The organism is Acinetobacter lwoffii (genome assembly GCF_052078135.1).
GTDB classification, from domain to species: domain Bacteria; phylum Pseudomonadota; class Gammaproteobacteria; order Pseudomonadales; family Moraxellaceae; genus Acinetobacter; species Acinetobacter lwoffii_Z.
The window spans coordinates 16,660-42,132 of record NZ_JBQGUZ010000002.1 but is presented as its reverse complement, the minus strand read 5'-3'; the positions used below and the strand labels follow the sequence as shown (position 1 = coordinate 42,132).

22 protein-coding genes, 1 tRNA gene and 1 pseudogene are annotated in these 25,473 nt (G+C 44.1%); 10 read left to right on the top strand and 14 right to left on the bottom strand.

All coding sequences use genetic code 11. From position 1 onward, the window contains the following. Positions 1-5: 5 nt before the first annotated feature. The 3 genes from gatB to gatC are packed head-to-tail and all read right to left on the bottom strand — an operon-like array spanning position 6 to position 3,332. Positions 6-1,487 (bottom strand): Asp-tRNA(Asn)/Glu-tRNA(Gln) amidotransferase subunit GatB, encoded by a 1,482-nt coding sequence (gene gatB / locus ACTL4S_RS01460; protein WP_219309937.1) that lies wholly within the window; start codon positions 1,485-1,487, stop codon positions 6-8. After that, the gene (gatA, locus tag ACTL4S_RS01455) at positions 1,487-2,965 is read right to left on the bottom strand and encodes an Asp-tRNA(Asn)/Glu-tRNA(Gln) amidotransferase subunit GatA (RefSeq protein WP_441298609.1); all 1,479 of its coding nucleotides are present in this window, start codon (positions 2,963-2,965) and stop codon (positions 1,487-1,489) included. Before gatA ends, gatB begins: the two co-directional genes overlap by 1 nt. A 52-nt stretch (positions 2,966-3,017) precedes the next feature. Then, complete coding sequence (gene gatC, locus ACTL4S_RS01450; RefSeq protein ID WP_064095715.1) at positions 3,018-3,332, bottom strand: Asp-tRNA(Asn)/Glu-tRNA(Gln) amidotransferase subunit GatC; 315 nt, start codon at positions 3,330-3,332, stop codon at positions 3,018-3,020. 133 nt (positions 3,333-3,465) lie between these two features. On the opposite strand from gatC, the gene ACTL4S_RS01445 reads away from it, so the two are divergent. The 6 genes from ACTL4S_RS01445 (at position 3,466) to ACTL4S_RS01420 (ending at position 8,217) form a co-directional block, all read left to right on the top strand. Beyond that, on the top strand, positions 3,466-4,512 hold the full coding sequence (locus ACTL4S_RS01445; RefSeq protein WP_004279360.1) for a rod shape-determining protein: 1,047 nt from the start codon (positions 3,466-3,468) through the stop codon (positions 4,510-4,512). A 16-nt stretch (positions 4,513-4,528) separates the two neighbouring features. Further along, positions 4,529-5,386, top strand: a complete 858-nt coding sequence (gene mreC, locus ACTL4S_RS01440) for a rod shape-determining protein MreC (protein ID WP_004279362.1) — start codon at positions 4,529-4,531, stop codon at positions 5,384-5,386. Further along, on the top strand, positions 5,373-5,864 hold the full coding sequence (mreD, locus tag ACTL4S_RS01435) for a rod shape-determining protein MreD (protein WP_441298608.1): 492 nt from the start codon (positions 5,373-5,375) through the stop codon (positions 5,862-5,864). The genes mreC and mreD overlap by 14 nt, the downstream gene beginning before the upstream one ends. Continuing rightward, complete coding sequence (locus tag ACTL4S_RS01430) at positions 5,852-6,418, top strand: Maf-like protein (protein ID WP_224216886.1); 567 nt, start codon at positions 5,852-5,854, stop codon at positions 6,416-6,418. The genes mreD and ACTL4S_RS01430 overlap by 13 nt, the downstream gene beginning before the upstream one ends. Positions 6,419-6,456: 38 nt before the next feature. Further along, the gene (gene rng / locus ACTL4S_RS01425; RefSeq protein ID WP_004646221.1) at positions 6,457-7,911 is read left to right on the top strand and encodes a ribonuclease G; all 1,455 of its coding nucleotides are present in this window, start codon (positions 6,457-6,459) and stop codon (positions 7,909-7,911) included. Positions 7,912-8,043: 132 nt separating this feature from the next. Then, entirely contained in the window at positions 8,044-8,217 is a 174-nt protein-coding gene (locus tag ACTL4S_RS01420) for a PA1571 family protein (RefSeq protein WP_004646222.1), read from the top strand. Positions 8,218-8,425: 208 nt separating this feature from the next. On the opposite strand, the gene ACTL4S_RS01415 is transcribed toward ACTL4S_RS01420, so the two are convergent. Both ACTL4S_RS01415 and ACTL4S_RS01410 read right to left on the bottom strand, forming a co-directional pair. After that, a complete protein-coding gene (locus tag ACTL4S_RS01415) occupies positions 8,426-9,808 on the bottom strand; it encodes a WS/DGAT/MGAT family O-acyltransferase (protein WP_005251228.1) in 1,383 nt (460 codons plus the stop codon). Between the two features lie 462 nt (positions 9,809-10,270). Further along, positions 10,271-11,005 (bottom strand): phosphoadenylyl-sulfate reductase, encoded by a 735-nt coding sequence (locus tag ACTL4S_RS01410; protein ID WP_396469842.1) that lies wholly within the window; start codon positions 11,003-11,005, stop codon positions 10,271-10,273. Positions 11,006-11,209: 204 nt separating this feature from the next. Here ACTL4S_RS01410 and thrH point away from each other — a divergent pair, with 204 nt between their 5' ends. Then, on the top strand, positions 11,210-11,827 hold the full coding sequence (gene thrH, locus ACTL4S_RS01405; protein ID WP_004646225.1) for a bifunctional phosphoserine phosphatase/homoserine phosphotransferase ThrH: 618 nt from the start codon (positions 11,210-11,212) through the stop codon (positions 11,825-11,827). 60 nt (positions 11,828-11,887) lie between these two features. On the opposite strand, the gene ACTL4S_RS01400 is transcribed toward thrH, so the two are convergent. The 4 genes from ACTL4S_RS01400 to ACTL4S_RS01385 form a co-directional block, all read right to left on the bottom strand. After that, complete coding sequence (locus ACTL4S_RS01400) at positions 11,888-13,042, bottom strand: OmpP1/FadL family transporter (RefSeq protein WP_441298607.1); 1,155 nt, start codon at positions 13,040-13,042, stop codon at positions 11,888-11,890. Positions 13,043-13,356: 314 nt separating this feature from the next. After that, positions 13,357-14,715 carry an OmpP1/FadL family transporter gene (locus ACTL4S_RS01395; protein ID WP_441298606.1) on the bottom strand — a complete coding sequence of 453 codons (1,359 nt, stop codon included), beginning with the start codon at positions 14,713-14,715 and terminating at the stop codon, positions 13,357-13,359. A 337-nt stretch (positions 14,716-15,052) separates the two neighbouring features. After that, positions 15,053-15,128: transfer RNA gene (locus ACTL4S_RS01390), tRNA-Arg, on the bottom strand. An 88-nt stretch (positions 15,129-15,216) separates the two neighbouring features. Continuing rightward, entirely contained in the window at positions 15,217-16,572 is a 1,356-nt protein-coding gene (locus tag ACTL4S_RS01385) for an amino acid permease (RefSeq protein WP_441298605.1), read from the bottom strand. Positions 16,573-16,904: 332 nt separating this feature from the next. On the opposite strand from ACTL4S_RS01385, the gene prpF reads away from it, so the two are divergent. Both prpF and ACTL4S_RS01375 read left to right on the top strand, forming a co-directional pair. Further along, positions 16,905-18,095: a 2-methylaconitate cis-trans isomerase PrpF gene (gene prpF, locus ACTL4S_RS01380; RefSeq protein ID WP_441298604.1), complete on the top strand. Its 1,191-nt coding sequence runs from the start codon at positions 16,905-16,907 to the stop codon at positions 18,093-18,095. Positions 18,096-18,317: 222 nt separating this feature from the next. Beyond that, positions 18,318-19,226 carry a polyprenyl synthetase family protein gene (locus ACTL4S_RS01375; RefSeq protein WP_441298603.1) on the top strand — a complete coding sequence of 303 codons (909 nt, stop codon included), beginning with the start codon at positions 18,318-18,320 and terminating at the stop codon, positions 19,224-19,226. A gap of 83 nt (positions 19,227-19,309) precedes the next feature. On the opposite strand, the gene putP is transcribed toward ACTL4S_RS01375, so the two are convergent. The 5 genes and pseudogenes from putP to ACTL4S_RS01350 all read right to left on the bottom strand — a co-directional run bounded on the left by putP (position 19,310) and on the right by ACTL4S_RS01350 (position 24,066). Beyond that, a complete protein-coding gene (putP, locus tag ACTL4S_RS01370; RefSeq protein WP_441298602.1) occupies positions 19,310-20,800 on the bottom strand; it encodes a sodium/proline symporter PutP in 1,491 nt (496 codons plus the stop codon). A 213-nt stretch (positions 20,801-21,013) separates the two neighbouring features. Then, the gene (locus tag ACTL4S_RS01365; protein ID WP_004279377.1) at positions 21,014-21,868 is read right to left on the bottom strand and encodes an SPFH domain-containing protein; all 855 of its coding nucleotides are present in this window, start codon (positions 21,866-21,868) and stop codon (positions 21,014-21,016) included. 12 nt (positions 21,869-21,880) lie between these two features. Beyond that, complete coding sequence (locus ACTL4S_RS01360) at positions 21,881-22,354, bottom strand: NfeD family protein (protein ID WP_005104688.1); 474 nt, start codon at positions 22,352-22,354, stop codon at positions 21,881-21,883. A gap of 102 nt (positions 22,355-22,456) precedes the next feature. Beyond that, positions 22,457-23,374, bottom strand: coding sequence for a patatin-like phospholipase family protein (locus ACTL4S_RS01355; protein WP_005267139.1), 918 nt, complete (start codon positions 23,372-23,374; stop codon positions 22,457-22,459). Positions 23,375-23,437: 63 nt separating this feature from the next. Then, positions 23,438-24,066 (bottom strand): annotated as a pseudogene (locus tag ACTL4S_RS01350) (1-acyl-sn-glycerol-3-phosphate acyltransferase). A gap of 137 nt (positions 24,067-24,203) precedes the next feature. On the opposite strand from ACTL4S_RS01350, the gene ACTL4S_RS01345 reads away from it, so the two are divergent. After that, on the top strand, positions 24,204-25,442 hold the full coding sequence (locus ACTL4S_RS01345; protein ID WP_441298601.1) for an MFS transporter: 1,239 nt from the start codon (positions 24,204-24,206) through the stop codon (positions 25,440-25,442). Positions 25,443-25,473 lie beyond the last annotated feature (31 nt).

The window sequence follows — 25,473 nt, the reverse complement described above, 5'->3', positions numbered from 1 at the left end:
TTAGATTAACCAATCAATTTCTTCATCAACTCATTTACTTGCGCAGGGTTCGCTTTACCTTTTGCTGCTTTCATGACTTGACCAACCAGACCATTGAAAGCTTTCTCTTTACCAGATTTATACTCTTCAACCATCTTCTCGTTGGCAGCAAGTACTTCCTTAATAATCGCTTCAATCGCACCTGTATCAGTTTCCTGTTTCAAGCCTTTTTCAGCAATAATCTCGTCCGCAGATTTGCCTTCTTCCCACATAAAGCCGAATACTTGCTTCGCGATCTTACCGTTAATCGTGTTATCCACAATACGCGCGATCATACCGCCAAGTTTTTCCGCAGATACAGGAGAATCCGCCAAATCTAAGCCTGCTTTGTTTAGCGCCCCTGAGAATTCGCCCATCACCCAGTTTGCAGACACTTTACCTTGTGCAGCACCACCAGCAGCTTTAACGACTTCCTCATAAAATTCAGACATTTCACGAGTAAGTGTAAGCACGTGCGCATCGTACTCAGTCACGCCAAAGTCCGCCACGAAACGCGCACGACGTGCCGCAGGAAGTTCAGGCATGGTCGCTTTAATTGCTTCGATTTGCTCATCTGCAATTACTACAGGCAACAAGTCAGGGTCTGGGAAGTAGCGGTAATCATTCGCTTCTTCCTTAGAACGCATTGAACGCGTTTCCATCTTTACAGGGTCGAACAGACGCGTTTCCTGATCAATGGTGCCATCCCAGTCCAGAATTTCCATTTGACGTTCAATTTCAACATTGATCGCTTGTTCAATGAAACGGAATGAGTTCAGGTTTTTCAATTCACAACGTGTACCAAACGGTTGACCCGGACGACGTAACGACACGTTACAGTCACAACGGAACGAACCCTCCGCCATGTTACCGTCAGAAATACCTAACCAGCGCACTAAAGTGTGAATTGCCTTGATATAAGCAACCGCTTCTTCAACCGAACGCATATCCGGTTCAGAAACGATTTCAAGCAGCGGCGTACCAGCACGGTTCAAGTCGATGCCTGACATACCTTCGAACTGATCATGAATCGATTTACCCGCATCTTCTTCGAGATGCGCACGGGTTACGCCAATGCGTTTAACCGTGCCATCTTCAAGCTGGATGTCGATATGACCCAAGCCCACAATCGGGTTGTCCATCTGGCTGATCTGATAGCCTTTTGGAGAGTCCGGATAGAAGTAGTTTTTACGCGCAAATACAGACGCCTGATCGATGTAAGCATCGATGCCCAAACCAAAGCGAATCGCAAGATCAACCACTTCTTTGTTTAATACCGGTAATACGCCCGGCATAGCCAAATCAACCAGGCTGGCTTGCGTGTTTGGATCATTACCGAAAACAGTCGATGAACCTGAAAAAATTTTGGTATTGGTGGCAAGCTGAGTGTGAATCTCGATACCAATAACGACTTCCCAACCATCAATCAGGTTGGATTTTGGTTTAGCCGATTTTTGAGCTTGAGCCATTATGCGTTCTCCTCAGCAATTGCAGCGCGTTTTGTATGCCAATCGGTGGCCTGTTGATACTGGTGTACCACAGACAACAATTGAGATTCTGACCAGTAATTACCAATCAGCTGTAAGCCAACTGGCAAGTTATTTTGGTCAAAACCGACAGGCGCGTTAATCGCAGGAAGACCTGCTAGATTGACAGCAAGTGTATAAATATCGCCTAAGTACATTTCAACTGGCGTCAGATCCGCACCAATTTTATAGGCAGTCGTTGGCGCAGAAGGTGCAGCGATGACATCAACAGATTCAAATGCTTTGAGGAAATCTTGCTGGATCAGACGGCGTACTTTCTGTGCTTTTACATAGTAAGCATCGTAATAACCTGCAGACAGGGCATACGTACCAATCAAGATACGGCGTTGCACTTCGGCACCAAAACCTTCTGAACGTGAACGTTTGTACAGGTCCATCAGGTCCACAGGATTTTCTGCGCGGTAGCCATAACGTACGCCATCAAAACGTGACAGGTTCGAAGAAGCTTCGGCAGGTGCGATCAGATAGTAAGTCGGCACATAGCTTTCAGTCATGTTGAGATCAATCTCAACCAGAATTGAGCCCATCTCTTCCAGTTTTTTTAAGGATTCTTCAACGCGTGCTTTGACTTCAGCATCTAAACCAGCAACATTAAAATATTGCTTTGGAATACCAATGCGTAAGCCTTTTACTGAGGTAGCGTTCAAGTTCGCGACATAGTTATCTACCGCTTGATCCATCGAGGTTGAATCTTTGGCATCATGACCGGCCATGACATTCATCAGGTAAGCACAGTCTTCCGCCGAGCGCGCCATTGGACCGCCTTGGTCTAGTGATGATGCATAAGCAATCATCCCGAAACGCGATACACGGCCATAGGTCGGTTTAAGGCCGGTCAGACCACAGAATGACGCAGGTTGACGGATAGAGCCACCGGTGTCAGTACCAGTTGCAAATGGTGCTAGATCGGCTGCAACGGCTGCCGCAGAGCCACCAGAAGAGCCACCAGGGACATGACCCAGGTTCCAAGGGTTAGCCGTTGCGCCGTAATATGAGTTCTCAGAGGTCGAACCCATCGCGAATTCGTCCATGTTCACTTTACCTAAAGTGACCAGGCCCGCAGCTTTGCCTTTCGCTACAACGGTCGCGTCGTAAGGAGAGATAAAATTGTCCAGCATTTTAGAACCGGCGGTGGTCTTGATGCCTTGGGTACAGAAAATATCTTTGTGGGCAACTGGCACACCAGTCAGGGCAGAGGCATTACCAGCTTTGATTGCGGCATCGGCAGCATCAGCTTCAGCCAACGCCTGTTCAGCAGTTACGGACACATAAGACTTTACCTGAGCATCAATTTTTGCAATGCGCTTTAAGTAGTGTTCAGTCAATTCGCGAGATGAAAACTGGGCATTTGCCAGACCTTCACTAAGTTCACGAATGGATAAGCGATGTAAATCTGTCATGAGAAATAATTCTTTACGTTTAATTTAATAAAAAGAATGAACTGGGTAGTAATTACTCAATCACGCGCGGTACGAGGTACAAGCCATCCTGAACAGCTGGTGCAACTGCCTGGTATTGCTCACGATGATTGGTTTCAGTAACCACATCATCACGTAGCGGCTGAGGGTGGTCGAAAGGACTTTTCAGGGGTTCAACACCATCGGTATTGATGCCTTTCAGGGTTTCCATCATGCCTAAAATTTTATTTAAACTTTGAGCATATTCAGCAGATTGCGTATCATTGAGAGATAATCGTGCAAGGTTGGCAATAGCTGAAACTGTTTCTGCACTTAAATCTGCAGAATGCTGTGCATCCGATGTAGACATAATATTACCTAATCAGTATTAAAAAAAATTCAAATTATCATGCGTTATGATAAGCGATTGACTTGTCCAAATCATCACATTTAGTTAAAGTGGCCACCTTGCGTCCATATAAAGTTTAACTGAGAACGTCCCCGTGATTCTAAAACGACTAATAGGCTTGTTTTCGCCCGATCTTGCCATTGATTTAGGTACAGCAAATACACTTATTTATGCGCCAGGACGAGGCATTATATTAAATGAACCAACGGTTGTAGCCATCCGTCATAGTGGTTCACATAAAATTGTTGCGGCAGTCGGTCTTGAAGCGAAGCAAATGCTAGGTCGTACCCCAGCCAATATCTCAGCGATCCGTCCAATGAAAGACGGTGTGATTGCGGATTTTGAAGTCACTGAGACCATGCTGAATCAGTTTATTCGCAAAGTACATGAAAACCGTTTATTTACTCCGGCCCCGCGTGTCGTGGTTTGTGTGCCATGTAAATCGACCCTGGTTGAGCGCCGCGCCATTCGTGAAGCCGTGTTTAATGCGGGCGCACGTGATGTACGTTTAATCGAAGAGCCAATGGCAGCAGCGATTGGTGCAGGTATGCCAGTTGAGCAGGCCTGTGGTTCGATGGTGGTTGATGTGGGCGGTGGTACCACTGAAATTGCGATTATCTCGCTGCAAGGTTGTGTTTATGCAGATTCTTTACGTATCGGCGGTGATGTATTTGATGAGCAGATCATTAACTATGTGCGTAAAGCGCATGGCTGTGTGATCGGCGAAACCACTGCTGAAGTGATCAAAAAAGAAGTGGGTATGGCGTTGCCAGATGAAGGTGCTAAACCGCTTGAAATTGAAGTTCGTGGCCGTAACCTCGCAGAAGGTGTGCCTCGCGCAATCGTGGTTAATTCTGACGAAGTCACCCAAGCGATTTCTGATCCATTGCAAAACATCGTGTCTGCTGTGAAATCTGCGCTAGAACACACACCTCCTGAGCTTTCTTCGGACATCGCTGAACGCGGTATCGTGTTAACTGGTGGTGGTGCATTGCTACGTAACCTGGACAAGCTGCTTGCCAAAGAAACTGGCCTGCCAGTGGTGGTGGCAGAAGATCCACTATCATGCGTGACACGTGGTGGCGGCAAGGTACTCGAATTTTTCGACAACCCAAATCATGACATGTTATTCGTAGGCTAAGAAAAGGATCCGGCGGGTGCAAGCACATCTGTTTTCTCGACAACCGCCATCTTTTCGCTCTTTTATCATTGCATTGGTGACATGCCTGGTGGTGCTTTTCTTTGATTGGCGCATGCCGCATGTTGTTCAACCTGCAAGGGATGTCCTGTACGCTGCTTATAATCCTATTTATGCGGTGGCCAGTTATCCGGTATTGTCGCGAGAGTGGTTGAATCAACAAACCAAGTCTGAAGCTCAGTTGCGCCGGGAAAATACCGCGATGCAAGCCGAGCTGTTACAGGCACAGGTACGCTTACAAAAAATCTCTGAACTTTCTGCTGAAAATACCCGTTTGCGCGGTCTATTGGACACGCCGCTGATCATTGATGGGCGTATTGAAATTGCCGAAGTGATTGGTACCGATGCTGATCCATTACGGCATATTATCGTGATCAACCGGGGTTCAAATAACGAGCTGAAAGTCGGGCAAACGGTACTGGATGACAAGGGTATCATGGGACAGATTATCAATGTCTATCCGCATAGTAGCCGGGTCATGCTGTTGTCCGATAAAGAACATTCACTGTCAGTGCGCCTGGAACATACCGGTATGCGTGCCATTGTTTCGGGCACAGGTGATCTGGGACGTTTAAAAATGGAATATGTACCGACCAGTGCCAATATCAAGGTCGGTGAAAAAGTCTATAGTTCGGGCTTGGGACAACATTTCCCGGCAGGTTATCTGGTGGGGCAGGTATCTAAAGTACAACGCCATAATTCTGGTGAATTTGCCCAGATTGATGTGACGCCTGCGGCTCAGCTGGCCGGTGGACATCATGTGGTGGTGTTATTTTCCGATTCATTAGCGATGGAGCAACCGCATGTCAATCGCTAAGATGAAATCCAGAAAGCATCGTGATCCTTTAATGGCTATTGTCATTTCGGTGATTGTGGCTTCTATTTTAATGGTCTATCCACTTTCCTATAATCTCTCGGGCTGGCGTCCGCTGTTTATGCTGATGATCATGCTCTTCTGGGTGTTATGTCAGCCAACCTGGTGCGGGATCTGGTTTGCCTTTGGTACGGGTATTTTTATTGATCTGCTGCTGGATGCACCTTTGGGTCTGAATGCGCTGAGCTTTATCATTATTGCCTTTTTAGCTCGCTTTCTGACCCGTGAACGCCGTATCCTGACCTTTAATAATCTCTGGGTGATTATGGGGCTGGCGATTGTCGCATATCTGCTGATGATCTTTTTTACCCAGATTATAGCTGGCGTGCAATTTTCTTATGCACGGCACTGGATTCCGATGCTGACCAGTATTCTGGTTTGGCCTGCTATTTATTATGTGCTCAAAAAATGGCGCGTATAATTCTAGCTTCCAGCTCACCCCGGCGCCGCGAGTTGTTACAGCAACTCGGGCTGAGCTTCGATATTTACAGTCCCGAGATCGACGAATCGGTACAAGCAGGCGAGTCGGTTGCAGCCTATGTTGAACGTCTGGCACGTGCCAAAGCCGATGCTGTGGCCGAGCGTTATCCAAATGCCATTATCATTGCTGCAGATACCAGTCTGGGAGTGGATCAGGAGATTTTAGGCAAGCCTGAATCCAAACAACATGCGATTGAAATGTGGACAAAAATCTCCGGTCGGTGGCATGATGTCTATAGTGGTGTCTGTGTTCGTACAAAGCATGAAAAATACAGTATAGTGGTGCGCACACAGGTCGAATTTCAAATCCTAAGCGCTGCAGATATGGAAAGTTACTGGGCGACAGGTGAGCCCTTGGGTAAAGCAGGGGCTTATGCAATTCAAGGAATTGCTGCACGTTATATTCCAAAAATACAGGGCAGTTATTCCAATGTGGTGGGCTTGCCCTTATATGAAACAGTACAGTTATTACAGACGGTTAAGGCACTAAATTAACTGCTGAAAAGAATTCTTATAATGTTTTGAGTGTAGTTATGTCTGACGAGTTGTTGATTAACGTCACGCCGATGGAATGTCGGGTCGCGTTGATTGAAAACGGCACGGTCAATGAACTGTTTGTCGAGCGTACGGCCAAGCGTGGCCTGGTAGGGAATGTCTATAAAGGAAAAGTGGTGCGGGTCTTGCCCGGCATGCAGGCTGCTTTCGTAGATATCGGACTTTCTCGCACTGCGTTTTTACATATCAATGATATGGTCTGGCCCCGCAATCAGCCAACCCCGAATGTCTTTGAGCTACTTCAACCGGGACAAGTCCTCACGGTTCAGGTGATGAAAGATATGCTCGGTACCAAAGGCGCACGCCTGTCTACCGATCTGTCGATTCCTTCGCGTTATTTGGTGCTGATGCCATATGGCAATCATATCGGTGTATCGCAACGGATTGAATCCGAGGAAGAGCGCAATCGCTTGCGTTCGATCATTGAGCGGATTCAGGCAGAACATAAGCTGCCAGGTTCAGTGATTGTACGTACTGCGGCAGAAGGGATTGAAGAAGAAGCCATTGCACAGGATATGGCTTATCTGGCCAAGCTTTGGGAATATATCCAGCGCAAGCAAAAGATTATTGCAGTACCGTCTTTGATCTTTGAAGAATTGCCTTTGCCGCAACGGGTGATTCGTGATCTGGCCAATGAAGAAACTGCTAAAATTTACGTGGATTCACGTGAAATTCATGCCAAGCTGCAGGAATTTGTCGAAGAATTTGTCCCGAATATGAAAGACCGTTTGCTGCATTATCCGGGCGAGCGGCCAATTTTTGACTTGTATAATGTCGAAGAAGACCTGCAAAAGGCATTGCAAACTCGAGTCGCATTGAAGTCTGGCGGTTATCTGATGATTGACCAGACGGAAGCCATGGCCACAATTGATGTCAATACCGGTTCTTATGTTGGTGGACGTTCGCTGGAAGATACGGTTTTTAAAACCAATATGGAAGCGACGGATGTTATCGCGCGTCAGTTACGGCTGCGTAATCTCGGCGGCATTATCATCATCGACTTCATTGATATGCAGGAAGCGCAGCATCGTGAAGAAGTGATGAAACAGTTTGAGCGCATGTTAGAACGTGACCACGCCAAGACCAAGATTACTCAGGTATCAGAACTGGGCTTGGTGGAAATGACCCGGAAACGCACCCGTGAGTCGCTGGAACATCTGCTGTGCGAGTCTTGTCCGACCTGTCAAGGACGCGGTTATGTCAAAACAGCCGAGTCAGTATGTTACGAAATATTCAGGGAAATTCTACGCTATGCTCGTGCATATGAGTCACAGAGTGGCTTTACTGTCGTCGCGCATCCGGCTGTCATTGATCGATTATTGACGGCAGAAGCGCCTGCAGTCGCTGATCTGGAACATTTCATTAATCGCGTGATTAAGTTCCAAGTGGAAAATCTGTATACGCAAGAGCAATACGATATCATTCTCAGCTGAAATTGTAACAGAATATCGTTAAACACTTGTTACATCTGAAATTTTACAACAGGGCCTTTATTTACAATACTAGATGCATGAATTAGCCAAAGCCGTTTCTCCCAGTTTCAGGCTTAGCAAAAGGAGTGTGTGATGAGTATGAGTAAAGCAGTAATCCATAAAGGCCTAAAACACGTATTAGAACCAAAGACTGTACATGCGGGATATATCGTTGATGAGCGCGGTAATGAAGTTCAAATTACCGCGAGCATGATCCGTAACGTCTGTCATCAATTATTACAACAGTGCCGTACCATTAAAAGCTGATTGTATTTGTGTATTGTTTCTAACTTATCAAAAAATGATTTGGATAGATGTTTAAATCGAGAAGTCTTCCAAAAGTTCTAAAATAATTTAAAAAGATTTCAAAAAATAAAGCAAAGGGACCGGATCGGTCCCTTTATTCTGTGTTCAAGGACTGGCAAAAATGATCAGCACCTTTGGCAGTCCATCTATCTTATTTACTTATCCGCGGCTAGCTTACCGCCCGTAACTTTGGGACAGGTTCGCCATCTACAATAAGTTCAAAACGTTGAATTTCTTCTTCCAGATGTGTTAGCAAGTTCTGCATTTTCGGCAGGGCATTACGACATGCGGTCAAGCCGACTTCCAGTTTGTCTAGATAGCTGGTCATGGTGATATTTAGAGCCTGACCATCCAGTACGATAGAAGCCGGATAAAGTGCTTCAAGACGTGCACCATTCCAGTAAAGGGGCTCTTGTGGTCCAGGTACATTGGAAATAATCACGTTAAACGCCTGACGTGTCGGCATTAAACCGGAGGCAATGTTCAGACCCGCTGCACCATAGACAAAAGCACTATAGTTCAAGATTTGATTGGCATTCATGCGTTTGAAGCGTTCTTTGGCACTCAGTACACTACGGCGTACGATCTTGAGACGTTCCAGCGGATCTTCTTTATGCGTGCCCAGATTGGCCAGAATCATGGTAATACGGTTGGATATATCTGAATCGTCACTACGAACAGAAGCTGGAACCATGGCAATTAACGGTTTTTTCGGTAAGGCATTTTGCGATAATAAATATTCACGTAATGCGCCTGAACAAATGGCCAGGACGATGTCATTAATGGTCACGCCTAATGCCTTGGAAATATGACGTAAGCGTGAAAATTCGAAAGACTGGGCTGCAAAGCGACGCGAAGCACTGACACGTTGATTCAGAATACTGCTTGGCGCCTGAAAGCTGGATACATAATCCGGATTGCGTCCCATATCTTTCATGACGGTTTGCGACAGTTCATAAGCAACTCGTGGGGCACATTCCAGTTGCCCCTTAATGGTCTGCAGGACATTTTTAAACCTGTTCACTTTAGGTGCTTTAAGGCGTTTGGCACGTGGGCCTTCCACACACCAAGGCGGTACAATACTCTTGGCATTTGGGTCATGTGAAAGCGACTTTTCGACCAGACGCATGCCAGCAATTCCATCCACCATGGCATGGTGAATTTTGAAATACATGGCAAAACGATTACCTTCAATGCCCTCAATGATATGACAGGTCCATAAAGGTTTGGCACGATCAATCAGGGCACTATGTTCTTGTGAAATATAGGTCAGCAATTCACGGATACGGCCCGGTTTTGGCAGGGCAATATGACGAAAATGATGATCTAAATCAAATTCCTGGTCTTCATCCCAAAACAGGCCGTTTAAATAATTGTTAAAAGGTGGGATTGGAGAGCATTTCGAATTTTGGATATCCGTGACTAGATCCTGAATAAAGGAAGCTGGCGCATTGTCGGGAATTTGGAATAAAAATAGTCCACCTACATGCATAGGCTGCTGCCGTTTCTCTAAAGTTAAGAAAATAAAATCAATTGGATGTAATGGACGCATAGCGTGGATTGCCTCACTGCATTCTCTATGGCTTTTTTGCTAAAAGGCCTTGTTAGAATTATTACTTTAGTTTTTAAAGTATATCTTTTTTAGCATATAAATGAACTGCTTTATCTTGCCTCAACTGTGAAAAAGTGGCTATTGACAAGAACAAAATATCTTCCTAATTTTATGAAATGTGAAAATTTTAGTTTTAAAATAGTTTTCTAAAAATAGTATTCACTAGGCGAAGTGGAGTGTAACTTAATAATTATGTGTTATTAAAAGAATAGCATTGTGTTCAATTTCACATTTTATACAAATAAATCAATGAACTAAAATTTTATAAATTCTTTAATTAAAATAATATTATCCCGATAAAAGGTAATTTATATCTTGTCACTAAATGTAAAATTATCAATTAAAAAGACTATCTTTATTAAAAAATAGCCTTTCAATCAATAGGAACGATAAAACTTAACTTTATTTTTTTAGATTGCCAGCATGTAAGCCACATTCTTTATGAGTGGCTTCTTCCCACCACCAGCGGCCTTCGCGTTCATGCTGATTTGGCAGCACAGGGCGAGTACAAGGTTCACAGCCAATTGAAACAAAACCTTTTTCATGCAAGGCATTATAAGGGACTTCCATCATACGGATATAACTCCAGACATCCGCGCTGGACCAGTTGGCTAGAGGATTGTACTTGATCAACTGCTTTCCCGGACCGGAAAAACCTGGATCGGCCTGAACCACTGGAATTTCATTGCGTGTACCCGGACTTTGGTCTTTGCGCTGACCGGTAATCCAGCCGTCCAGCGTGGCCAGTTTTTTACGTAGCGGTTGAACCTTGCGTATACCGCAACATTCCTGATGGCCATCTTCAAAGAAACTGAATAAACCTTTGGTGGTCACTAAATTTTGTACTGCATCCGTTTCAGGGAAGCAGATTTCAATCTCGATATTATAATGCTTACGCACTCGTTCAATAAACTGATACGTCTCTGCATGTAGACGGCCAGTATCCAGACTGAATACCCGGAACGGTTTACCGAGATGCGATGCCATATCAATCAATACAACATCTTCAGCACCAGAAAATGAAATCGCAATTTCACCTTGCTGGCCCAGTGCAAGTGCCAAAATTTCATTGGGCGATTTATCTGCATATTCAGATGCAAGCGCATCAATACGATCAATAGTAGGAATGATGGTCATGAGAGTCCTGGCGATATAGGCTTGGAAAGGACATGGCCTATATTAGTTAATTTCACATCTATTTTAATAGAATTGATTTAATTGACTTATCACTAAAAAATAAATACTTATTAAAAAAATAGATTTAAAAAAGTACAGTGCAAAATCTGTTTCTTCAGCTATGATAGTGCAAAATTGTTTCAATACAACTTAGAGGGAATGTTCATGGAAGTCGTATGTCTAGATTTAGAAGGTGTGTTGGTTCCAGAAATCTGGATTAACTTTGCTAAAAAAACCGGTATTAAAGAGCTTGAAGCGACGACTCGTGACATTCCTGACTATGATGTACTGATGACCCAACGTCTGAATATTTTAAAACAGCACGGTTTAGGCTTGAACGATATTCAGGAAGTGATTGCAGAAATGGGGCCGTTCCCGGGAGCAAAAGAATTTGTGAAATGGGTGAGTACGCATTTTCAACTGATTATCCTTTCAGATACTTTCTATGAATTTGCGCATCCACTAATGAAGCAGCTGGATTGGCCAACTATTTTCTGTCATAAATTGGAAACGGATGAAGCTGGCATGATCTCGGCTTATAAACTTCGCCAGCCAGATCAAAAACGTCAGGCTGTTAAAGCACTGCATGGTTTGAATTTCCGTGTGATTGCGGCAGGGGATTCTTATAACGATACCACGATGCTGGGTGAAGCAGATCATGGTTTCCTGTTTGATGCACCTGAGAATGTCATTGCTGAATTCCCGCAATTCCCGCCAATTCGTGGTTATGATGCGTTAAAAGAAGCGATTCGTAATGCTTCAGTACGTGATATTCCAGCTTAAATTATTTAAGTAAATAAAAAAGGCGCTTAAAGCGCCTTTTTTATTGAATCTATCAAAAAATTAGAAACGGTAACCGATTTTTAGACCATAGCCGAGTGCATGGTTATCTTCAAAATCGCCAAGTTCGTTCTTACCTGCTTTCGCAGTTGCATCACCTAACCAGAAGTATTTCACACCACCTTGAATGAAATAGTTTTCTGCAGGGCTATATTGCGCGCCTAAGCCTACATTCCAGTAGCCTTCAGTTGGACCTAAAGTAGTGACTGGGTTGCCTGCACCAGAGTCATAACCTACAGAAGTAGAACCTGACCATTTATTATTAAATTTACGGCCAACACCAACATTCGCAGACCATTGGTCATCTGAATAATCAATCAAATTATTACCTGAAGCATTTTTAAGATATTCAGGGGTTACTGCAAATTGATCCCAATGTACCCAGCGTACGTTTGCAAATGCGATGGTATTGGCTGCTACACCGGTTTGAAGGTCTAAGTTTACTGACTGAGGGGTTACCGCATGGACATCAGAAGTCAGTAATGTTGCTACACCACGTGGACTAGAAAATGTTTCGACACTTTTGGCTTTATGATCAATTTCAGAACGATAAGTTACAGCAGCTTTTAATGCAATTTCTGGAATTTGATAAGCAAAACCAGCAAGCCAGCCAAAAGCTTCTTCTTGTTCGAGATGGATGTTATAGCCACTCAGGCCACGTTTAGTAGGGTCAGTTGGAGATGCACCATATCCTAAACCACGAAGAGAAATATCGGCTTCTACCGTTTGCCATACCGGACCTGCATAAAAGTTCCAGTTTTCTGTTGGCTGGTAACCAATAAGTGCAGTTATATTATGTGTTTTTACTTCTACAGAAGTTGACTCATTCCCTTGAGAAAAAATAGAAAGAGGACCTACAGCTTGATAGTTTGAATCTGCACCATAAGGCTGATCATAAATCAGGCCTAAAGAAATTTTATCGGTTGCTTGTACTTTAATTGCGGCATTAGCGAAGTAATAAGATTCCGCCATATCATCCGCATTAAGCTGTTTTGATTTTACTTCAGCATCAAGAACAGAAATACCTGCTTCAGCATAGTTACCCGGCTGTAAAAAAGCAGAAATAGATTGACCAGAACGGTCTAAGCCAGCTGCTTGAACTGCAGAAAGAGGTAAAGTGCTAAGTAAAATAGCAGAATAAATTTTATTGAGCTTCATGGTACGTTCCCTGATGCCATCTGTAACAAAAATGTGTAGGAAAAGTAACATAATTTTAAAAAGAGTAAATACTCAGCTCTGTTGAAGAAATGAACTAAGGCGGTTAAATAAAAGGGTTGCTTAGAGTATTTATACTATATTTTTATATTAACTAAATGATAAATAAGAAAATAAAAATTAAAGATAAATTTTAAAAAATTGATATTTGGAGCAGGATTAATTGCTTGTAAAACAAGCAAATGATATGCAAGTGTATAAAATAAGAGTTAAAAAATAAAAAACCACTCGAAAGTGGTTTTTTATTTAATCAGCGCTTAGAAGCGGTAGCCCATTTTTAAACCATAAGCAATCGCATTATTATCTTCAAATTTACCTGCACTCGCATCCATACCTGGGACTGAATGTGCACCTGTAACAGCATCTGCATCACCTAGCCAGAAATATTTCACACCACCAGCAATAAAGGTTGAAGGTGTAGGACTAAATTGTAGACCTAGACCAACATTCCAATAGCCTTCAGTTGGTCCTAAAGTTGATACAGGGTTACCTGCGCCAGAGTCCCAACCTACAGAGACATTACCTGCCCATTGTTCACTAAACTTACGTCCAACACCTGCAGTTGCAGACCATTGGTCATCTGAATAATCAACTAGGTTAAAACCTCCAGCATAACCTGGTGGGTTTGATACTAATGGCGAAACTGCTTCTGATGCTATACCAAATTTATAAGGACGAATTGAGAAATCAGACCATTCTACCCAACGCACATTCAAGAAAGCTACAGTATTTTGCATAATGCCTGACTGAAGATCAAGATTCACAGATTGTGGCGTAGTAATCGTAGTTTTACCAGGAGTAGCATTTGCTGATTGTAAGCCGTTAGCTGCAAGTATGAGTCCACCAATTTGTTGTTGTAATGCAGGTGGTAAATTTGGAATATTTTGTGGTCCTCCAATACTTGTTAGGGTAGCGTCACGTAATGCACCCAGATTATCTGCTAAACCTATTGATTCAGTAGCACTTACAGAGTGATCAATTTCAGAGCGATAGGTTAAAGATGCTTTAAGTGCAATTTCTGGAATTTGAAAAGCAATACCTGCTAACCAACCTAAATCACCATCTTCTTTAATCTGCATATCATAGCCATTGAATGCGCTGTAGATATCCCCACGAAGACTTACATTACCTTTCACTGTTTGATAAACAGGACCTGCATAAATATTCCAATTTTCAGTTGGTTGAAAACCAAAAATAAAAGAAAGATTTTGAGTGTCTACTTCAACTTTAGTACCACCAGTTACATCTGGGTTTGCTAAAGTATTACCTAAAACAGTTTGGGTGCCATTTGAAGTAAATAAATTATTTCCAGAGTATTCTGCATCAGCACCAAAAGGCTGATCATAAAGTAAACCAAAAGAGAAATTATCAGTTACTTGTAGCTTTAAAGCTGCAGAAGGGAAATAATAATCACCTGCCATATCACCAGTAGATGTACCTGCTTTATCTTTGCCTGAAACATCTGGATCTAATATAGAAATACCTGCTTCAAAATAGTTACCAGGTTGTAGGAAGGCTGCAATAGATTGGCCTGAACGATCTAGTGCTGCTGCAAATGCGCCTGTCATAGGCACAGTTGCAAGAATCATTGCAGTAGTTAATGTTTTTAATTTCATTTACGTCTTTCCTTGAGGTACAAATTTATATCTAGCGTTGTTGTTTGCACTTATTAAATTCTTGGAGATTTCGGGTATTTATCCGCAATCATTTGTTACTCCATGTGACAAAAATAGCACAATTAAAATAAGAGTAAATGCTCTAGAAAAAACTAATTAGTCTAAAAAAGCATCAAAATAGAGTTTTTACACCAAAAAATAGCCTAATTCTGAAATAAGTATTTGAAAGTAAAAGAAATAAAATAATGAAGAAAAAATGATTTTTTGTATAAAAAATATTCTAAAAATATGAAGATTAACGCTAATTTTTTGAAGTATAGATCACATTTTGAAAGGATGGTGCGCCCTGCGGGACTCGAACCCACGTCGGTCGCTTAGGAGGCAACTGCTCTATCCAGTTAAGCTAAGGGCGCGAAAAGAAGGCTATTGTACTGTAAAAAATACAAAAAAAAGTTATTGCCGAAGCAATAACTTTTAAGGACTCATAGCTACAGGAGTTGTCTAGGTATTTTTAGGCTTAAGTAACTTAAACAGACCGAACATGACCACAATCCAAAGCGGGATCATCAAAATAGATTCCTGGAATCCTTGCGTCCACATGATGTAAAGAATCGTAAGAATAAAACCAAGAACCAGAATATTGCCCGCCGGAGACCACAGCGCAGGGAAGGAAGTCTTCTGTCCTAGCTTTTTCATGCTCTGAATGAACTTGAGATGGGTCAGGGTAATCATGGCCCAGTTCAATACCAATGCACCGACTACGATGTAAATCAGATGGCTTAAGGCATCTTCAGGCACGAAGTAGTTGAGTAGCACACAGCCAAAAATCAGTACAGCAGAGAATAATACGGCAGGAATCGGCGTACCTTGCTTATTCACTTTCATGAAGACTTTAGGTGCATTTCCTTGTTGAGCCAGACCATACAACATACGGCTGTTAGCGTACATGCCACTGTTATACACAGACAGTGCTGCTGTCAGGATAATAAAGTTCAGCAAATGCGCTGCCCAGTCAATACCAAGCTGGCTGAAAATCATCACGAACGGACTTTTGTCCAGACCACCAAGCTCAAGCTGATTCCAAGGCACGAGTGACAATAGAATTGTCAAGGCACCGACATAGAAAATCAGGATACGGAAAACCACCTGATTAATGGCTTTCGGAATGGTTTTTTCCGGATTTTCAGCTTCTGCCGCTGCCATACCGATCAGTTCAATACCACCGAAGGCAAACATCAGGAAGGCCAGCATGTAGAACAGACCTTCAAAACCATTCGGAAAGAAACCGCCCGCGGTCCAAAGATTGCTAAAAGATGCGCCTGAAGAAGGATCAGCAGTCAGGATCAGATACAGGCCGAAGACAATCATCGAGATGACCGCAGTCACTTTAATGATGGAAAGCCAGAATTCCGATTCACCGTAGAATTTCACATTGCCGAGGTTGACCAGTGTAATCACGATAAAGAAAAACAGTACCGATGCCCAGGCTGGAATATGAGGCCACCAGTAATTGATATATTTCGCAACCGCAGTAAGTTCGGTCATGGCTACCAGGATATACAGAATCCAGTAGTTCCAACCCGCAAGGAAACCGGGGAATTTGCCCCAGTATTTATAAGCAAAATGGCTGAATGAACCGGCGACAGGTTCATGAACAATCATCTCACCCAATTGGCGCATGATTAAAAATGCAATCAGGCCCCCAATGGCATAGCCTAAAATAATAGAAGGACCCGCAGATTGGATCACCTGTGCGGAACCTAAGAATAAGCCTGTGCCAATTGCACCGCCCATGGCGATCAACTGAATATGACGGTTCTTTAAGCCACGCTGAAGTTGTGAAGACTCGTTATTCAAAGTGTTCAGCCCGACAATGGAAAATGATAAGTGGCTGATTGTAATTGATCAGACTAAAGAAGCCTAGTCCATCCTAAGAATGAAATATTGTTGGAGGAATGATAAAAAATATTCATATAAATAACTGAAATAAAATATAAATGAATCAATATATTAATTTTATTGAAACTGTTACTGATGAGTTCTCTTTTTTCTTGGATAAAATACAAATGCCGTTTTTTTATACTAAGGTCTGGCAGTCAAGCAGTTCTGCTTTCAACATACTATACTTTGAATATAAATATTGAATAACCCGTACGAAAACAAAGACAAGTCAAAGGATGAAATAATTCATGAGTTTTGCCGCCCAAATCAAGATTCCTGCCACCTATATGCGTGGAGGCACCAGTAAAGGTGTTTTCTTTAAGCTGGATGACCTGCCTGTAGAAGCACAACAGCCTGGCCGGATTCGTGATCAGCTTTTACTACGCGTGATTGGTAGCCCAGATCCATACGGGAAACAGATCGACGGTATGGGTGGCGCCAGTTCCAGTACCAGTAAAACGGTGATCCTGTCAAAAAGCCAACACGCTGATCATGATGTCGATTATTTATTTGGTCAGGTGTCAATTGATCGTCCTTTTGTGGACTGGAGTGGTAACTGCGGCAATTTGACCGCGGCAGTGGGGGCATTTGCCATTTCCAATGGTCTGGTCGATGCCGAACGTATTCCTGAAAATGGGTTGTGCACGGTACGCATCTGGCAGGCCAATATTCAGAAAACCATTATTGCACATGTGCCGATGCAGAATGGACAGGTGCAGGAGCTGGGTGATTTCGAACTGGATGGCGTGACCTTTCCTGCGGCGGAAGTGCAGATCGAGTTTCTGGATCCAGCCGATGATGATGCCGAAGGCGGTTCGATGTTTCCAACAGGTAATCTGGTCGACACTTTGGAAGTCCCCAATATTGGCAACTTTGAAGTGACCATGATTAATGCCGGCATTCCAACCGTCTTTTTGAATGCTGGAGATCTCGGCTATAAGGGCACAGAGCTTCAGGATCATATCAATAATGACGTAGCAGCCCTGACAAAATTTGAGACAATTCGTGCCTATGCTGCGAAGCAGATGGGACTGATTCAGGATATTGCCGAAGCCGTAACCCGACAACACACGCCAAAAATTGCCTTTGTTGCACCACCGAGTAACTATACCTCTTCAAGTGGCAAGACCGTCACTGAATCGGATACCGATATTCTGGTTCGGGCCTTGTCTATGGGTAAACTCCATCATGCCATGATGGGCACGGCTGCAGTGGCTATTGGTACGGCAGCAGCGATTCCAGGTACTTTGGTGAACCGGGTCGCAGGTGGGGTAGAGCGTGAAGCAGTGCGTTTCGGTCATCCTTCCGGGACTTTGAGAGTGGGTGCACAAGCAAGTTTTGAAAATGGTGAGTGGAAAGTGAAGAAAGCGATTATGAGCCGGAGTGCCCGCGTCTTGATGGAAGGCTGGGTGCGCGTACCAGAAGATGTTCTCGTTTAAATGCTGTGCATACATTTAGCCTGTAAAACCACCGGTTCTGCGGTGGTTTTTTATTGTTTAAAATCTCTGACTTGCTTATTTGATGTTGAATAGCAAATTTCAGCAGAACAATTCGATTTATGGCTGAAAATTCAAGGCATTTCTAGGTACAATGCCTGATCAGCGTACAGGCATTTATTCGCTTGTCATTTTATTCTTCTGGACTACGTATTCGAGGCGAATGTGTCATCTATCACTGACGTATCAACCCATGCACTCACTCAAGCACAACACCGCATTCAACAGGATTTATTGACCGCTCTGGAAGCCTTTGCCATTCCAGAACCGTTAAGGTCGGCAGTCCATCATGCTGTGATGCTGGGTGGCAAGCGGGTACGTCCAGCGCTATGCTATGCCACCGCTGCATTAAAACCCAACCAGAATAGTGCCGCAGTACGCCGTGCAGCGGTTGCGATCGAGTTTATTCACTGCTATTCATTGGCCCATGATGATCTGCCGTGTATGGACAATGATTTGCTGCGCCGTGGCCAGCCGACATGTCATGTAGCTTATGGAGAAGATACAGCGTTGTTGGCAGGTGATATCCTGCAATCGATGGCTTTTGAAATTTTGGGTAGCCGTCTGTTTGATCAGGGGCCAGCGGTAGAAGCTTCTATTGTACTGAAGCAGATGCAGATTCTGGCAACTGCTTCTTCGAAAATGGTGAATGGTCAGGTTTTAGATTTGCAGTCTGAAGGTAAGAGAATCGATCAGCAAGCACTGGAAACCATCCATCGCAATAAAACCGGTGCTTTGATTAGCGCCGCGATCATGATGGCGGCGGTGACTATTTTTGATGGCACTGATCTGGCCATTCCGAAACTGCGTGAGTTTGGACAGGCGATTGGTCTGGCCTTCCAGGTACAGGATGATATTCTGGATATTATTTCCGATACCGACGTGTTGGGGAAAACTGCAGGTAAAGATGAACAGGTTGAAAAATCAACCTATCCGGCATTAATGGGTCTGGAGCAGGCCAAAGCCTATGCCCAGCAATTATACGATCAGGCGATCAATGCTTTGAATCATTTTGAAGGTCAGGCGGAAGAGTTGATGCAAATTACCCAGTTCCTGCTCACGCGAAAAAGCTGATTGAAAAATTATTTTCCTTAAAAGGTTTAAAGTAATTCCATAAAAAAAGAGGACTAGAAGTCCTCTTTTTAGTTGATACAGAATTATTTGCTATCGTTATACAGGCGTTCAGCTTCTTCAAAACGGTCGGTAATTTCTGCTGTTGGTGCTTTACCCATCAGGCTCACCACTACAATCGCCAGCATTGAACAGATAAAGCCAGGAACAATTTCATACAGGCCAGTGTCAGCAAACAGGTTTTTCCAGAAAATAACCACGACTGCACCAACGATCATACCCGCTAAGGCACCATTCAAGGTCATGCGTTTCCAGAACAGTGACAGGATAATCAGCGGGCCAAAGGCGGCACCAAAACCTGCCCAGGCATAAGCCACCAGACCCAGAACTTTAGATTCAGGATTACCTGCCATCCAGATCGCCAGCAAGGCAATTAGTAGCACCATCAAACGGCCAACCCAGACCAGTTCTTTTTGCGAGGCATTTTTACGCAGGAAAGACTTATAGAAATCTTCAGTCAGGGTACTTGAGCAGACCAAGAGCTGACAGCTTAAAGTACTCATTACTGCGGCAAGAATGGCAGCAAGCACCACACCTGCAATCCATGGGTTAAACAGGATTTTGGTCAGTTCCATAAATACGGTTTCAGGATTGGCATTCACCACGCTTGCCAGTTCTGGATGCTGCTCGAAATAAGCAATACCGAAGAAGCCGGCTGCGACTGCACCGCCCAGACACAGAATCATCCAGGTCATGCCAATACGACGTGCATTTGGAATGGATTTGACTGAATCTGCAGCCATGAAGCGCACCAGAATATGCGGCTGGCCAAAGTAACCCAGACCCCAAGCCAAGAGCGAGATAATCGCAACAAGACTGAGATCACCCAGAATATTCATTGCTTGAGGACGAGCAGCCTCCAGTGCCAAAGTCACCTGGGACATATCCGAGAACGCCATTAACGTTACGATTGGTGTCAGCAACAGGGCAAAGATCATCAGCCCCGCCTGAATGGTATCGGTCCAGCTCACAGCCAGGAAGCCACCAATAAACACATAGCTGATGGTGGCAATGGCACTGATCCAGAGCGCGGTGCTATAAGACATGTCAAACATGCTTTCGAACAGACGCGCGCCTGCAACCATGCCGGAAGCACAGTAAATCGCAAAGAAAATCAGAATCACGAAAGCCGAAACAATACGCAGGATTTTCTTCTGGTCGTTAAAACGATTCGAGAAATAATCCGGCAGGGTCAGGGCATTGTGCTGAACTTCGGTATGCACCCTCAGACGGCCAGCAACCAGCAGCCAGTTGAGCCAGGCACCAATAATCAGACCGATGGCAATCCACATCTCAGACAGGCCGGAAAGATAAATCGCACCGGGCAGGCCCATGAGGAGCCAGCCACTCATGTCGGAAGCCCCTGCAGAAAGTGCAGTGACAAAACTCCCTAAACGTCGGCCCCCTAAGATGTAATCGGAAAAGTTGCTTGTCGCGCGATAAGCCATCAGGCCGATCACCACCATTGCGACAATATAGAAAAGAAAAGTAATTAAGGTTGGATTTAGGGAGCTCATACGGTATCCATTTTTAAGTTGGACAGTAGATCGAAACAAGGAATAAGACAGCTGCGAAAAGCTTTAATCCGAAAGCCAGGCAACATCAAATCCAGTAGATTTCAAAAATAAACGCGAAATTTAACCATAAATTCACAATTTTTGCTGAGATTTTCTTGTGCGAATAAAAATAGGCAACCCTCAGGCTGCCTATATATAAAGTGAAAAGATCAATTAGTTAGGGCGACCCATAACACCACGGATCGTATTTAACACATCGGCTGGAAGTACTACCGTCTTGGCATTTGGCGATTTGGCCATATCCTGCATGGCTTTAATATACTGTTCACCGAGTAAATAGGCGACCGGAATTTCATTATCACCAATGGCGGAAGTCACCATGTCAATTGCACGTTGTGAAGACTCAGCCAGTACCACTTGTGCTTCGGCATCACGACGTGAGGCTTCCAGACGGCCATCTGCTTCCAGAATTGCAGCCTGTTTTTCACCATCAGCTTTGGTGACGGTTGCACGACGCTGACGTTCAGCAGCGGCCTGTTCTTCCATCGCTGTTTGCATAGTGATTGAAGGTTTAATATCCTGAATTTCTACAGTTTTTAAGGTAATACCCCAGTCCGAGATATCATCGGAAATACTGGATTTCAAGCGTGCCTTGATATGGTCACGTGAAGATAGCGCATCATCCAGATCCATTTCACCGACAATTGAACGTAGTGAGGTTTGAACCAGGTTCTGAATCGCCCAGGAATAGTTTTCAATCCCGTACACGGCTTTTTCTGGTGTGGTCAGGTTGATATAGGCCACGGCATTCATCAGCAAGACCGCGTTATCACGAGTAATCACTTCCTGTGAGGGAATATCCAGAACGATATCTTTGGTCGTGACTTTATAAGCGACTTCATCCACATAAGGAATAACAAAATTCAGGCCCGGATTCAGCGTGGTGTGGTATTTCCCCAGACGCTGTACAATCCATTTGTAGCCTTGCGGCACAATCCGCACACCTTTAAATATGGTAATCGCAACAAAGGCCAGAAACGCGATAACAATGATAGAACCACCAGACATAGCTTATTCACCTTATTGATTTTGATAATTCGTGCTGTGAGGTTGTACGACCAGGTCATTACCCAGAATATCCACGACGCGAACGCGGTCTCCGACCTGAACTGGGTCCAGAGTTCGGCATTCCCATTCATCCGAACCTAAAACTGGCATCGGAAAGCGCACCCGGATTTGCCCATGATCCAGATTAGTCTGAATCACCATGCCCACCTGACCAATGGTCGCTTCACGCGATAGACCGGCTTTGGTCTTGTCAATGGAAAGTGGCTTGATAAACTTAAACCAGAGCAGCGTACACAGAACAGAAAGTACGATCCAGGTCAGGAGCTGGGTCGTTAGTCCCATCATCGGGAACATCCAGTACAGGACGCCAACCATGATGGCACCGATCCCGAACCAGAGGGCAGCAAATGCGGGCAGTAGTAATTCCGACAGAATCAGAAGAATGCCTAATACAAACCAGTGCCAAGGTTCAAGAACTAATTCCATATCGTGACCTATATCGCTAAGTATTTAATTAATCATCATCTTTATATGATTGATCTTCAATGTAGCAGATGCGGCTGCAGATGAATATAAAAAATTCGTGGATCAAAATTTTGCCTGACGTGGCGGTTTAAATGCCGCTGGCGACTGCTTAAAGTTGCTAATGGCTTTTTCAATAGTACGGATTTTTAGCTGAGCGGCCTTTTCACCTTCAAGAATGGTGGCATTGCTGGCTTTCAAGTCTAAAGTACCGATATGTCCAACTTTGGGCTGAATCACCACAGTGGCCTGACTCAACTCTTCATTAATGCTTTGCTGTCCCATAATATTTAGGGTCTGATCCAGTACGCCCCACATATTCAAGGCTTTATTACCATCCGGACGGGCAGAAATATCCACGGCAATGACAATGTCTGCTCCCATATCTTTGGCGGTCTTGACCGGAATTGGGCTAATCAGACCGCCATCGACATATTTGATGCCGCCAATCACGGCAGGCACAAATACATTCGGAATACTACAGGAAGCACGAACCGCCTGTCCGGCATTGCCTTTAATAAAGTCAGCTTTACGCCCATTGTCCAGGCGAGTGGCAACTGCAGCAAAACGAATTGGGAATTGTTCAATCGGTTTGTTCGCCACATTTTTATTGACGAAATTCTGCAATTTTTGTCCGGCAATAATCCCTTGCCGGTTCAAGGTTAAATCACGGATATCAGATTCTTTAAAATTCAGGGCAATCTGCTGTAACTGATAAGGCGATTTGCCACTGGCATACAGGCTACCGACAAAACTACCGGCACTGGTACCGGTGACGATTTTCGGTTTGATGCCGTGTGATTCGAGCACTTTAATGACGCCAATATGGGCAAAACCTTTGGCACCGCCGCCACCGAGGGCAATGGCGACGACAGGTTCACGGGCTTTTAATGGCGTGGCAGGCGTAGGTGTTTTAGTGGCTTTGTCACAGGCTGCAAGACTGAAACCAAGGCAGCCAATTAAGGCATAACGAGCTAATTTCATTATAAAAACTGGTGATTAAATCAACAAAATTCAGGCTATCACATCAAAAAAAGCCGTATTTGCCTAGTCTTTTTTCAAAAGCTTTTGTAACGGCTTGGCCACCCAGTCAGGATTTTTGGCCGAGAATTTACCTTGATAATGCTGATAAATCTCTTCCAGGTCGTATTCATAATCACCGGTCAGATGGTACACGCCCAGGATATGAATGGTCTTGATAGCATAATCAAAAGAAAACATCACAATCGGCAAATAGGCTGCCTTGGCAATATGATAAAAACCGCTGCGAATTTTTTCTGGCGCCTTACGTGAACCTTCCGGTGCCATACCGACCCAGATCTGTTCTGATTTTTCAATGATGTCTACAATCTGTCGGGTATGTCCTTGTGGATTATCCCGTACCACCGGAACGACCCCAATCCATTCCAGAACCGGCTTGAGTGGAGTGCGAAACAGGCTGTCTTTACCGAAATCGTAATCTGAATACCGAGACCAAGCAGGGCGTTAAAACCGAGCCAGGCATCAATATTGGAGGTGTGCGGTGAAATAATCGCCACAGCTTTAGCTAAGTCTGGAAATTCGCCTTCCATACGCCAACCTTGGGCCAAAAAAAGCTGCCTGAAAAAAGTCCGGCTCAGCTTGCTGCCGCGGGCTGGCACATGCGGCGGGAGTTGGGGGAAACGTATTTGGGCCATTGCTTTTGTCCCTTCCTGAAACTAATTTTTCTTTATTTTTTATTATATTAGACTGTTGTAAAATCCGGATCATTGGCAAAATGTATAGCATCTTAAATGCTGGTGATGCATTTTCACCTTAAGGACTTAGCCTAAATATGCGGAATACCTATATTTTACTGTTTTCCCTATATTGGGCACAGGGGCTTCCGGTCGGATTTATGACGCATGCCTTGCCGGTCATTCTGCGAGCTGAAGGGGTATCGCTGGCGCATATCGGAGGCTTTGGCCTGTTAATGCTGCCTTGGTCGATTAAAATATTCTGGGCACCTTGGGTCGATCGTTATGGGAAGAAATCCCAAGGTCATTACCGTAGCTGGATTATTCCCTTGCAATGGCTGTCAGTTGCTGTCTTGATTGGACTTTCTTTTCTACCCATTCAGGCTTTGAATCAGCCGCTGTATTTACTACTGTTTTTTATCACGCTTTTATTGATGAATGGTATTGGCGCCACGCAGGATATTGCCACCGATGCACTGGCGGTCAATATTCTGAAAAATGAACAGCAACATTGGGGTAATACCTTTCAGGTCATCGGTTCACGACTGGGATTTATTGTCGGAGGTGGAGCAGTATTATGGTTGCTCGATCTGCTGCAATGGCAAGCTACCTTTCTATTATTGGCCGCTCTGGTCTTTATTAATACTTTACCCATTTTACTTTTTAGAGAACCTCAGCATTCAAAAATTATCACGCCAGCTGATAAACGACCTGCATTCAGCAATATAAAAACCTATTTTCAATACTTCTGGTCAGATTTAAGCTTGGCGAGGTGGCTTCTGGTTTTACTGACCTTTAAAATCGCCGATGGTTTATCCGGGCCTTTATTAAAACCGTTAATGGTAGATCTCGGACTGAGCTTTAGCCAGATTGGTCTTTATGTCACGATGCTGGGAGCATTGGCTGCCTTGATTGGGGCCGGACTGGCGGGTTGGTGCCTGAAATACTGGTCGCGTAGCTGGAGTTTACTGATTTTTTCAGTTCTAAAAATCATGACTCTAATTGCCTATGCCTGGTTAGCGGCACAGTATGAAACGCAAAGCAAAGTAGAGAACTGGATCATTTATTTCATCAATGCGGCCGAAGATATGATCTCTGCCATGCTTTTGGTGGTCATGCTGACCTTGGTTATGCAATACAGTCGCAAGCATCTGGCCGGTACTGATTTTACATTTCAGGTTGCACTGATGGCCACTGTAAGTGGGGGGCTTTATAGCCTGAGTGGCATTTTTGGAGATGCTTTAGGCTATCAAAATTATCTGAACCTCATCGTGATCGTGGCAATTTTTAGTTTAATTCCAATTTTCCGATGGATGAAAGTTGCAGAAAAAGTATAAAATTTCTAAATAATCAACTATTTGGTTAAAT

What these genes read in the sequence shown, in the direction of transcription:
- ACTL4S_RS01355 (WP_005267139.1), bottom strand. Translation starts at nt 23,374, where the DNA reads ATGAAATTAGCTCGTTATGCCTTAATTGGCTGCCTTGGTTTCAGTCTT.
- prpF (WP_441298604.1), top strand. Translation starts at nt 16,905, where the DNA reads ATGAGTTTTGCCGCCCAAATCAAGATTCCTGCCACCTATATGCGTGGA.
- ACTL4S_RS01410 (WP_396469842.1), bottom strand. Translation starts at nt 11,005, where the DNA reads ATGACCATCATTCCTACTATTGATCGTATTGATGCGCTTGCATCTGAA.
- ACTL4S_RS01420 (WP_004646222.1), top strand. Translation starts at nt 8,044, where the DNA reads ATGAGTATGAGTAAAGCAGTAATCCATAAAGGCCTAAAACACGTATTA.
- ACTL4S_RS01345 (WP_441298601.1), top strand. Translation starts at nt 24,204, where the DNA reads ATGCGGAATACCTATATTTTACTGTTTTCCCTATATTGGGCACAGGGG.
- ACTL4S_RS01415 (WP_005251228.1), bottom strand. Translation starts at nt 9,808, where the DNA reads ATGCGTCCATTACATCCAATTGATTTTATTTTCTTAACTTTAGAGAAA.
- ACTL4S_RS01430 (WP_224216886.1), top strand. Translation starts at nt 5,852, where the DNA reads ATGGCGCGTATAATTCTAGCTTCCAGCTCACCCCGGCGCCGCGAGTTG.
- thrH (WP_004646225.1), top strand. Translation starts at nt 11,210, where the DNA reads ATGGAAGTCGTATGTCTAGATTTAGAAGGTGTGTTGGTTCCAGAAATC.
- ACTL4S_RS01365 (WP_004279377.1), bottom strand. Translation starts at nt 21,868, where the DNA reads ATGTCTGGTGGTTCTATCATTGTTATCGCGTTTCTGGCCTTTGTTGCG.
- gatA (WP_441298609.1), bottom strand. Translation starts at nt 2,965, where the DNA reads ATGACAGATTTACATCGCTTATCCATTCGTGAACTTAGTGAAGGTCTG.
- ACTL4S_RS01395 (WP_441298606.1), bottom strand. Translation starts at nt 14,715, where the DNA reads ATGAAATTAAAAACATTAACTACTGCAATGATTCTTGCAACTGTGCCT.
- mreD (WP_441298608.1), top strand. Translation starts at nt 5,373, where the DNA reads ATGTCAATCGCTAAGATGAAATCCAGAAAGCATCGTGATCCTTTAATG.
- gatC (WP_064095715.1), bottom strand. Translation starts at nt 3,332, where the DNA reads ATGTCTACATCGGATGCACAGCATTCTGCAGATTTAAGTGCAGAAACA.
- ACTL4S_RS01360 (WP_005104688.1), bottom strand. Translation starts at nt 22,354, where the DNA reads ATGGAATTAGTTCTTGAACCTTGGCACTGGTTTGTATTAGGCATTCTT.
- rng (WP_004646221.1), top strand. Translation starts at nt 6,457, where the DNA reads ATGTCTGACGAGTTGTTGATTAACGTCACGCCGATGGAATGTCGGGTC.
- putP (WP_441298602.1), bottom strand. Translation starts at nt 20,800, where the DNA reads ATGAGCTCCCTAAATCCAACCTTAATTACTTTTCTTTTCTATATTGTC.
- gatB (WP_219309937.1), bottom strand. Translation starts at nt 1,487, where the DNA reads ATGGCTCAAGCTCAAAAATCGGCTAAACCAAAATCCAACCTGATTGAT.
- ACTL4S_RS01400 (WP_441298607.1), bottom strand. Translation starts at nt 13,042, where the DNA reads ATGAAGCTCAATAAAATTTATTCTGCTATTTTACTTAGCACTTTACCT.